The sequence below is a fragment of the Halapricum sp. CBA1109 genome (assembly GCF_009741825.1).
GTDB lineage: Archaea > Halobacteriota > Halobacteria > Halobacteriales > Haloarculaceae > Halapricum.
Genome location: NZ_WPCA01000136.1, coordinates 1 through 7,095 on the forward strand (window position 1 = coordinate 1; position 7,095 = coordinate 7,095).

Here is a 7,095-nt window from a genome sequence, read left to right on the forward strand (position 1 = left end):
GACAACGACCCCCGCGGGACCGTCGTGACGCTGACCTTCCCCGAGAGCGCGCTGGCCGACCCCGAACCGTAGTTGGTATGTCTCTCAGTCCAGTTTGGGGAGGTACAATGGTACACGTGAGCGTTATCGGCTGTGGCAACATGGGGGGCGCGCTGGTCGCGGGGTTGGCCAGCGACGGCACCCACACCGTCACAGCCATCGACGCCGACCCCGACGCGCTCGACGCCGTCGCCGACCACTGCGAGGCGACGACGACCGACCTCGCGGCGGCCCGGGACAGCGACGTGGTCGTCCTCGCGGTCAAGCCCGACACCGTCGCCGTCGTCCTCGAGGAACTGTCCCTCCAGCCCGACCAGACCCTCGTGACGGTCGCGGCGGGCGTCTCGACCGACTTCGTCCAGTCCCGGACCGACGCGCAGGTCGTCCGGATTATGCCAAACCTCGCGGCCGAGACGGGCGATATGGCCGCCGCCGTCACCGACAACGCCACCGAGGAAGTGCTGGCGATACTGGAAGCCGTCGGCGAGTACGCCGTCGTCGAGGAGGACCTGATGGACGTCTCGACGGCCGTCAACGGTTCGGGCCCCGCGTTCGTCTTCTATCTCGTCGGGGCGATGAAACAGGCCGGTATCGACGGCGGTCTCGACCCCCACCAAGCCGAGACGCTTGCCGCCCAGACGTTCAAGGGCGCCGCCGAGACGGTGCTGCGGGACGACCGGACGGTCGACGAGTTGATCGACGCGGTGTGTTCGCCCAACGGGACGACCATCGAAGGGATGGAGGTCCTGTGGGACAGCGACGCCGAGGAGGCCGTGATCGACGCCGTCGCCGCTGCAGAGGAACGTTCCAAGGAGATAGCCGCCGACTTCGAGGCGGACGATGAGTGAGGGCGTCGCTCCCGAGGTAATCGAGCGCGCACGCCGGCAGGCCGCCGACGCCCAGCGCGTGATCGTCAAAGCGGGGACGAACTCCCTGACCGACGAGGACTCACAGCTCGACCGGGTCAAACTGGACAAACTCGTCAGCGACATTATGGCCCTCCGAAAGCGAGGGAAGGACGTGATGCTCGTCTCCTCGGGAGCGGTCGGGGCCGGCATCGGCCGCCTCGGCCGCGAGGAGGGCCGGGAGACCGTCGAGGAGGGCCAAGCGCTGTCGACGGTCGGCCAGAGCCAGTTGATGCGCCACTACACTCAGAGCTTCGACCGCTACGACCAAGAGGTGGCCCAGATACTGCTGACCGAACACGACCTGGCCAACCCCGAGCGGTTCACCAACTTCCGCAACACCGTCGAGACGCTGTTCGAGTGGGGCATCGTCCCGATAATCAACGAGAACGACGCCGTCGCCACCGAGGAGATACAGATCGGCGACAACGACATGCTGTCGGCGTCGGTCGCCATCGGCGTCGGCGTGGACCTGCTGGTGACGCTGACCGACGTGGGTGGCGTCTACACCGGCAACCCCAAAGACGACCCCGACGCCGAACTGATCGAGGCCGTCGGGACCAACTACGACGCGGTACTGGACATCGTCGACGAGAGTACCGGCGCGGCGTTCGGTGGCATCCAGACGAAAGTCGAGGGGGCCAGAGACGCGAGCGAACACGGCATCCCCGCCATCATCGCGGGGTCGGCCGACCGGGACGTGCTGGAGCGAATCGCTAGTGGCAAACCGGTCGGCACACTATTTGTCCCCATAAACGGTGACACCGATGAGTGAACACGATACGGACGCGCAGGTGAGCGAGGCACAGCGGGCGGCGCTTGAGTTGGCGAACGTCGAGGAGGGTGACCGGAACGCGGCGCTGCAGGCCATCGCCGACGCCATCCGGGCGAACAGCGAAGCCATCCTCGACGCCAACGCCGCCGACGTCGAGGAGGCCGAGGCGATGCTCGCGGAGGGCGAGTACACCCAAGCGCTGGTCGACCGCCTGAAACTCGACGAGAGCAAACTGGAGTCCATCGCGGAGATGGTCGAGTCCGTCGCCGGGCAGGACGACCCCCTCGGGGCGACTCTGCAGGCCCGCGAACTCGACGAGGACCTGGAGTTGTACAAGGTCGCGGTTCCCATCGGCGTCGTCGGGACCATCTTCGAGTCACGGCCGGACGCGCTGGTTCAGATCGCGTCGCTTTCGCTGAAATCGGGCAACGCCGTCATCCTCAAGGGCGGCAGCGAGGCCGCAGAATCCAACCGCGTCCTCTACGAGACCATCCTCGAAGCGACCGCCGAGGTCGGGGCGGTCCCCGATGGCTGGGCGAAACTCATCGAGGCCCACGCCGAGGTCGACGCCCTACTTGAGATGGACGACAAGGTCGACCTGCTGATGCCGCGTGGCTCCTCGGAGTTCGTCTCCTACATCCAGGACAACACCCAGATTCCCGTGCTGGGCCACACCGAGGGCCTGTGTCACGTCTTCGTCGACGAAGCGGCCGACTTGGAGATGGCCGCCGACATCGCCGTCGACGCGAAGGTCCAGTACCCCGCGGTGTGCAACGCCGTCGAGACGCTGCTGGTCGAGGAGAGCGTCGCCGGCGAGTTCCTGCCCGCGGTCGTCGACCGCTACGAGAGCGAGGGCGTCACCCTCCGTGGCTGTGAGCGTACCCGCGACTACGTCGATATCGACCCCGTCCGCGAGGACGACTGGGAACAGGAGTACGGCGACCTCGAACTGTCGATAAAGGTCGTCGAGGACGTCTACGCGGCCGTCGACCACGTCAACACCTACGGCTCGAAACACACCGAGTCCATCGTGACCGAGGACGAGAGCGCCGCCGAGACGTTTATGACCGGCATCGACGCCGCGTCCGTCTTCCACAACGCCTCGACGCGCTTTGCCGACGGCTACCGCTACGGCCTCGGCGCGGAGGTGGGCATCTCGACGGGCAAGATTCACGCCCGCGGCCCGGTCGGTCTGGACGGCCTGACGACCTACAAGTACTATCTGGAGGGCGACGGCCACCTCGTGGCGACCTACGCCGGCGAGGACGCCCTACCCTTTACCCACCGGGAGTTCGACGGCGAGTGGTCGCCCGGTCGGCACCACGGGGAGTGACCGCTTCCGCGGCGTCGGCCGTCGGAGCGCGCCGACGGTTCGTGGGCGTCAGCGGAACCACAAGATACGTCAGATGAGGCCAAGAAATCAACCTCGATGAGCGGGATTCGCCGACGGCGGGTCCTCTCGGTCGGTCTTCTCACTCTCGTCTCGGGGTGTTCGCAGTTCGGGGAGTCGACCCCGGAGCAGCGCCTGTTTCGTAAGTTTCGGGTCTGGAACCGGGACGACACGTCACACCGCGTCGACGTTCGGGTCGAGCGGGAGGGCACGGAGATCGTCGACGAGACCGTGGCGCTCTCGGAAGGGGAGTTCACCGAGGACAGCATCGCGTCGCTCGACGAGGCAGTGCGGAGGGGGGCCGGCAAGTTCGTCGTCGCGTTTCGGTTCGCGGACGCGGAGCAGTGGACCACCTATCCGGTGACAGAGAGCACCGAAGCCCGGTGTTACGGCTGTGAGATCCGGATCACCGACGACGGGGAGTTCAGCGTCTGGGACGCGCAACTCGGAGCCGACGACTGCCCGCTCGCGGGGAGTACTGTTCGGTGAGCACAGTCCGGACCCTATCAACGGCGCGGTGGCTCACACGGTATCGTCCACAGGGACAGAGCCACTGTGGAACCCCGGGATACTCCTCGCCAGCGGCCGGTCGGGGCTGCTCAGTCCGTCTCGACTGGGTCTGGTTCGGACACCGCGATACCCTCGATGGTGACGCGGACGCCCTCGTCGTAGGAGCGGTCGACGCCGACCGACCAGCCGTGGACGCCGGCCAGCGTCTCGACGTTTGGCATCGCCATCCCCGCCTCGGCGTTGGGGACCGCCGCGCCGTAGTCGAACAGTTTGTCCAGTCGGTGGTCGGCGGGTCGGGTCCCGTCGTCCGCTATCGTCAGCGTCCCGTCCGCGAGTCGAAGCCGGACCTCGGAGGCGTCGTTGTACCGCGCGAAGGTGTAGGCGCTCTCGAACAACTCCTCCAGACGGCTCGGGTTCGCCGATATCTCCCCCTCCCCCTCGACCGACAGCGAGAGGTCGCCGGTGGTCGAGGAGTCCCACGTCCGGCGGGCGACCGCCGCGAAGTCCAGTCGCTCCTCGTCGGTGACCGTCTGGCCGTGTTGAGCCAGCGTCGAGAGGTCGTCGACGGTCCGTTCCATCCGGCCGGCGGTGTCGGACGCGGTCGACATCGACGAGCGAGCGGTCGAGACGTCGCCGCTCTCTAAGGCGTCCCCGGCGGCCTCGACGTGACCGCCGACGACCTGCAGAGCGTTGCGGAGTTCGTGGCGGATGCCAGTCGCGAACGACTCGAGTTGGTCGTTGTGCCGTGAGAGTTCGCGGCGCTGGGACTCGATGCGGGTCACGTCCGAGAACAGCAACACCGTCCCGATGTCGGTCTGCCCGAGGTCGAACGACGACTGACTCACGAGGAAGTACCGCGAGTCGCCGTCGGCGTCGAGGACTTCGAGGATACCCTGCTCGGTGTCGAGGGCGTCGTCGAGTCCCGGGAGCGCGGATACGGGGTCGCCGACCGCCCCCGAGATGTCCGGGAACAGCGCGGTCGCCGGGCGGTTGTAGTCGGTGACTCGGTCCTCGCGGTCGAGGAAGACCACGGGGTCGTCGATGTCGCCGGTCAACTGGACGGCCAAGAATCGCTCGTCAAAGACGTAGAGGACGCCGAGCGCGAACACCGCGACGCCAAGCGGCGCGTAGATGATGCCGACGAGGACGTCCGTCGCGTAGCCGAGCAGGTCGAAGAGGACGGGGAGGCCGGTGATACCCGCCAGCACCGCCAGCGGCCGGGTGTCGTAGTCGGCCTCCGAGAACATCTCGAACAGCACGAACAGGCCGATAGCGGCAAGGGAATACGACAGGCCGGTGACGACCCAGTGGAACCACTGCTGTTGGATCGCCAAGTGGGCGAAGGGTATCTGCGTCGGTTCGGCGGTGAAGTAGAACTCGTGGAGGGGGTTGGTGACCTTCACAGCGACGACGGCGAGGTACAGGCCAGCGCCGAGCAGTCGGTAGGTTCGGTCGCGGTGGTAGTGGCGGCCGGTGTACGCCGAGGCGAAGTACAGCCACGCGAACACCGTGGAGAACCCGAATATCAGCCCGACGATGTAGATGGCCTCCTTCAGCAGGTTCGTGGGAGCGACCAGCAGGCCGACGTGGGAACCGGCCCACCCGGCGCTGCCGACGATGAGGGCGACGAGGCCGTATCGCGTGTGGCGGTCATCTATCGCACGGGCCCGCGGGATGGCGGCGAAACAGATCAGCGCGGCGAGACCGAACACCAGCGCGTAGCCGGACGCTGGAACGGAGAGTGTCATCCCGAATCGGTACGTGTCTGAGAGGCAAATAATGTCGGCCCCGATTGTCAGTCGTGATAGTGTGCGTGTCGGTAGCCACATTTATTTCGTGTTTGTTCGTACCGGACTCTATGCCCCATCACGGACAGGAGATACCGTCACTGGTCGGGGACTGGCGAGTGGCCGTCGCCGTCAGCGTCCTCCTCGGGGCTATCGTCGCCAGGGTGTGCTACCGGTGGCGAGACCAGTTGTGTGGTTCGGGGACAGGGCTCGCGTTCGCCAGTGGCGGTTACGCGGCGGTCGGGCTCGGAGGCTGGGCGGGGGCTATCCTCGCCCGCGGCGGCCGTGTCGATGTGGGGATGGTGCTGGTCGGGCTGCCGATCGGTGTCGTCCTCGCCGGACAGGTGGCGGGACCGCTGGCGGTGATGGACCGCGAATCGACGGCGGCACCGCTGGCCGGAGTCTTCGTCGGGACGACGATGCTGACGTTGGTGGCGCTGTACGACACGCCGGCGGTGCTCGTCGTCCTGTATCTCACCGCCGGGCAGGTCGCTGTCGCCGCGAGTGCGATGCTATCGACAGCCGTGGTCGTCGGTGTCCGGGGCTGACGAGACCGCCGCGTACTTACCGGTCCAATCCGAAAGACCGGTCCGATGGAGTATCTGGAGCGGCGTCGGTCGCTGGTCGCCGACCGGTTGGAGGCCGTCCTCGCGGACGTCGAACCCGAGACGCTCTCTTCGGAGGTCGAACACGTCGTCCTCGCGGGGGGCAAGCGGGTGCGGCCGACGGTGACGGTGCTGGTCTGTGAGGCGCTGGGGGGCGACCCCGAGGACGCCGTGGACTTCGCCGTCGGCGTGGAACTCGTCCACAACGCCTCGCTGGTCGTCGACGACATCATCGACGACTCGGACCTGCGGCGGGACTCCCCGAGCGCGTGGGCGGCCTTCGGCTACGGGCCGGCCATCATCGCCAGCGACGGCCTGCTGGGCGAGGCGTTTGCCCTCTTTTCGACCGACGAACGCGCGATGCAGGCCGTCGCCGAGGCGATGGTCGAACTCGGCGAGGGCGAGGCGACCGAACTGCTCGACAAGCCCGACTCGGAGGCGACCTACGAGAAACTGGCCCGGCGCAAGACCGGCGCGCTGTTCCGCGCCGCGGCCGAACTCGGTGCCATCGCCGCCGACGCCGACCCCTACACCGTCGAGGCCGTCGGCGAGTACGCCGAACGGGTCGGCGTCGCCTTCCAGATGCGCGACGACGTACTGGACGCGACGGCCGACGCCGACCAACTGGGCAAGCCCGCCGGCCACGACGCCGAGATGGAGCGCCCCTCGCTGGTCGAGGTGACCGACCTCACGCCCGAGGAGGCGACCGAGCGCGCCCGCGAGGAGTCAGAGGCCGCGCTGGAGGCCCTCGCCACCGTCGACGCCAAGGACTCACAGGCCCTCGAATATCTGGAGGACCTGGCGCAGTTCGTGGTCGTTCGGGAGAGATGTAGGTGGGTCTGAGCGGAGCCGAAGACCCAACGAACGCGAGCGGTGGACGGCAGGAACGCGAGCGATGAGGGCGGTAGGCCGGTTCTGAGCGAAGCGAAGACCCACGAAACGCGAGCGGTGACGGCAGGACCGCGAGCGATAGGGCGGTAAGCCGGTTCTGAGCGGAGCGAAGACCCACGAAACGCGAGCGGTGACGGCAGGACCGCAGAGGCGATAGGGCGGTAAGCCGGTTCGAGCGAGCGAAGACCCACGA

At 67.4% G+C, this 7,095-nt stretch carries 7 protein-coding genes; 6 read left to right on the forward strand and 1 reads right to left on the reverse strand.

Translation table 11 applies throughout. The annotated features are described in order from the left end of the window. Positions 1–107 precede the first annotated feature (107 nt). The 4 genes from proC to GJ629_RS12990 all read left to right on the forward strand — a co-directional run bounded on the left by proC (position 108) and on the right by GJ629_RS12990 (position 3,598). Positions 108–887, forward strand: coding sequence for a pyrroline-5-carboxylate reductase (proC, locus tag GJ629_RS12975; RefSeq protein WP_157513429.1), 780 nt, complete (start codon positions 108–110; stop codon positions 885–887). Next, positions 880–1,719 carry a glutamate 5-kinase gene (gene proB, locus GJ629_RS12980; RefSeq protein WP_157513430.1) on the forward strand — a complete coding sequence of 280 codons (840 nt, stop codon included), beginning with the start codon at positions 880–882 and terminating at the stop codon, positions 1,717–1,719. Before proC ends, proB begins: the two co-directional genes overlap by 8 nt. Then, on the forward strand, positions 1,712–3,052 hold the full coding sequence (locus GJ629_RS12985) for a glutamate-5-semialdehyde dehydrogenase (protein WP_157513431.1): 1,341 nt from the start codon (positions 1,712–1,714) through the stop codon (positions 3,050–3,052). The genes proB and GJ629_RS12985 overlap by 8 nt, the downstream gene beginning before the upstream one ends. 96 nt (positions 3,053–3,148) lie before the next feature. Next, positions 3,149–3,598 carry a hypothetical protein gene (locus GJ629_RS12990; protein ID WP_157513432.1) on the forward strand — a complete coding sequence of 150 codons (450 nt, stop codon included), beginning with the start codon at positions 3,149–3,151 and terminating at the stop codon, positions 3,596–3,598. 110 nt (positions 3,599–3,708) lie between these two features. On the opposite strand, the gene GJ629_RS12995 is transcribed toward GJ629_RS12990, so the two are convergent. Beyond that, positions 3,709–5,367, reverse strand: coding sequence for a histidine kinase N-terminal 7TM domain-containing protein (locus GJ629_RS12995; protein ID WP_157513433.1), 1,659 nt, complete (start codon positions 5,365–5,367; stop codon positions 3,709–3,711). A 110-nt stretch (positions 5,368–5,477) separates the two neighbouring features. Between GJ629_RS12995 and GJ629_RS13000 the strand changes: the two genes are divergently transcribed. Both GJ629_RS13000 and GJ629_RS13005 read left to right on the forward strand, forming a co-directional pair. Beyond that, positions 5,478–5,954, forward strand: a complete 477-nt coding sequence (locus GJ629_RS13000; RefSeq protein ID WP_157513434.1) for a hypothetical protein — start codon at positions 5,478–5,480, stop codon at positions 5,952–5,954. A gap of 45 nt (positions 5,955–5,999) precedes the next feature. Continuing rightward, on the forward strand, positions 6,000–6,854 hold the full coding sequence (locus tag GJ629_RS13005) for a polyprenyl synthetase family protein (protein ID WP_157513435.1): 855 nt from the start codon (positions 6,000–6,002) through the stop codon (positions 6,852–6,854). Positions 6,855–7,095 lie beyond the last annotated feature (241 nt).

Excerpts from the sequence above, each read along its gene's own strand:
- proC (WP_157513429.1), top strand. The coding sequence starts at position 108 with ATGGTACACGTGAGCGTTATCGGCTGTGGCAACATGGGGGGCGCGCTG.
- proB (WP_157513430.1), top strand. The coding sequence starts at position 880 with ATGAGTGAGGGCGTCGCTCCCGAGGTAATCGAGCGCGCACGCCGGCAG.
- GJ629_RS12985 (WP_157513431.1), top strand. The coding sequence starts at position 1,712 with ATGAGTGAACACGATACGGACGCGCAGGTGAGCGAGGCACAGCGGGCG.
- GJ629_RS12990 (WP_157513432.1), top strand. The coding sequence starts at position 3,149 with ATGAGCGGGATTCGCCGACGGCGGGTCCTCTCGGTCGGTCTTCTCACT.
- GJ629_RS12995 (WP_157513433.1), bottom strand. The coding sequence starts at position 5,367 with ATGACACTCTCCGTTCCAGCGTCCGGCTACGCGCTGGTGTTCGGTCTC.
- GJ629_RS13000 (WP_157513434.1), top strand. The coding sequence starts at position 5,478 with ATGCCCCATCACGGACAGGAGATACCGTCACTGGTCGGGGACTGGCGA.
- GJ629_RS13005 (WP_157513435.1), top strand. The coding sequence starts at position 6,000 with ATGGAGTATCTGGAGCGGCGTCGGTCGCTGGTCGCCGACCGGTTGGAG.